This window comes from Collinsella sp. LCP19S3_A7 (assembly GCF_052121995.1).
In the GTDB taxonomy this organism is placed as follows: Bacteria; Actinomycetota; Coriobacteriia; order Coriobacteriales; family Coriobacteriaceae; genus Collinsella.
Window position 1 is genome coordinate 1 of sequence record NZ_JBQKDE010000035.1, and the last position, 2,180, is coordinate 2,180.

Sequence of the window (2,180 nt, forward strand, 5' to 3'; positions counted from 1 at the left end):
GTGCACGCCTGCGCCGGTTCCCGGTCCGACCGGGCCGCGCGGCAAGGAGATATATTGCCAGACCGGAGGGGCCCCGGGGGCGGGAATCTGGTTGCACACAACTCCTACACAGTTTGGGATTCTCAGCTGTATTTAGCAGTAATAGAGAGGGGACCTCGTTTCCGAGATCCCCTTTTTCGTCTATCTATAGAAATAGGCTTTCAAAGCCTTAGGCCAACAGCTTGCGACCTGACTCCTCAATCGCGTCAAGTGCTGCATCAGCCTCGGCGGCATCCGCGCCCTTAGCGAAGATGTACAGCTTGATCTTGGGCTCGGTGCCGGAAGGACGGACAATACCCTTGTTGCCACCCTCAAGATCGAACTCAATGACATTAGCCTTCGGCAGGCCGTTCACGCACGTGTTGTAATCCACAACGGCCTCGATCTTGGAGCCTGCGAGCTCCGCGGGCGGGTTCTCGCGCAGACCAGCCATGATGCCGGCCATCTTTGCCGCACCCTCAGCGCCCGGATAGCTCAGCGAAATCGTCTTGTTGTGATAGTAGCCATACTTCTCGTACAGCTCGTGCATCGCATCGGCAAGGTTCTTGCCCTGGAGCTTGTAATACTGCGCCATCTGGCAAATGAGCAGCGAAGTGCTCACGGCGTCCTTGTCGCGCACGTGGTCGCCGGCCAGATAACCGTAGCTCTCCTCGAAACCGAAGATAAAGCGATCGACTTCACCAGCATCGGAAAGCGAGGTAATGATGTCACCGATGTACTTGAAGCCCGTCAGGCAGCGACGGAGCTCAAAGCCATACTCCTCGGCCAGAGCATCGACCATGGCAGAAGAAACAATGGTAGTAACCGCGACCTTCTTGGTGAGATCCTCGCCGCGGGCGGCACGGGTCTTGCAGATATAGTCGAGCAGCAGAACGCCCATCTCATTGCCGGTCAGCAGCAGATAGTCATCACCATTCTTAACAGCAACGCCAACACGGTCGGCGTCAGGATCGGTTGCAAGCAGCAGATCGGGGTGAACCTGCTCGCACAGGTCGATTCCCTTCTGCATGGCCTGACGGATCTCGGGGTTAGGATACGGGCAGGTCGGGAAATCGCCGTTCGGGTCCTTCTGCTCGGGAACAACCGTGACATCGGTGATACCGGCGCGCTCGAGCACCGTCGTGACGGGAATGAGGCCAGTGCCGTTGAGCGGAGTGTAGACGAGCTTAAGCGGAGCGCCAGCGATCTCCTCAGCAGAAAGGTTGGTCACGCCGCGCGCGAGAACGGCGTCGTAATAACGCTCGAGGCACGAGTCATCGATCCATTTGACCAGACCCTGCTCAAGAGCCTCATCGAAGTCCATGGACTTCACGCCAGTGAACGTATCGGTCTCGGCGATAGCCTTAGAAATTGCATCGGCGGCCTCGCTAGTGATCTGGCAGCCGTCGGGGCCATATGCCTTATAGCCGTTATAGGGCGCAGGGTTATGACTAGCGGTCATGCAAATGCCACCGGAGCACTTAAGGTCGCGGACGGCCCAGGAAAGCGTCGGCACGGGAGAAATCTTAGGGTACACGAGAGCAGTCACGCCGTTTGCTGCAAGAATGGCAGCAGTCGTCTTGACGAACAATTCGCCCTTATTGCGGCTATCGCGAGCAATGGCAACCGTCGGATGCTCAAAAGTCGCATTGAGATAGTCGGCGAAGCCCTGCGTTGCACGGCCGACCGTATAGATATTCATACGGTTGGTGCCAGCACCGATCGTGCCACGCAGGCCGGCGGTGCCGAAGGCAAGATCCTGGAAGAAGGCATCGGTGATGGCATCCTCGTCACCCTGCTCCTTCATCGTGTTGAGCTCGGTCAGCAGCTCATCATCCTTGACATTGGCAATCCAAGTATCAAGCAGCTCGTGAACATCTGCCATGTGCGTCCTTCCTTCATAATCAATAAAACGGCCCGCCTAAAACAGGTCAAGCGCAGTATCACGCTTAAGTAGATAGTAATCCATTGAGTGCGTGAGACTGTCAGGAGAACGGTGAACGTCTGAATAAGACGGCAGATGATATCGTTGTAAAAATTGTAATTTAGTTAAATTGCCTGAGAAACGAAAAAGGGGGAGGCCTCGCGGCCTCCCCCTTCTCAGTCCAAGCGCACGGCTCGGTGCCGTCCACCGGTCAGCGGCGCCCTGGCCTCCCACGGGC

General features: G+C 56.9%; 1 protein-coding gene. It reads right to left on the reverse strand.

Annotation, left to right across the window (positions count from 1 at the left end):
* Nucleotides 1-208: 208 nt before the first annotated feature.
* On the reverse strand, nt 209-1,903 hold the full coding sequence (locus ACTQV3_RS09170; RefSeq protein WP_154518687.1) for a phospho-sugar mutase: 1,695 nt from the start codon (nt 1,901-1,903) through the stop codon (nt 209-211).
* Nucleotides 1,904-2,180 lie beyond the last annotated feature (277 nt).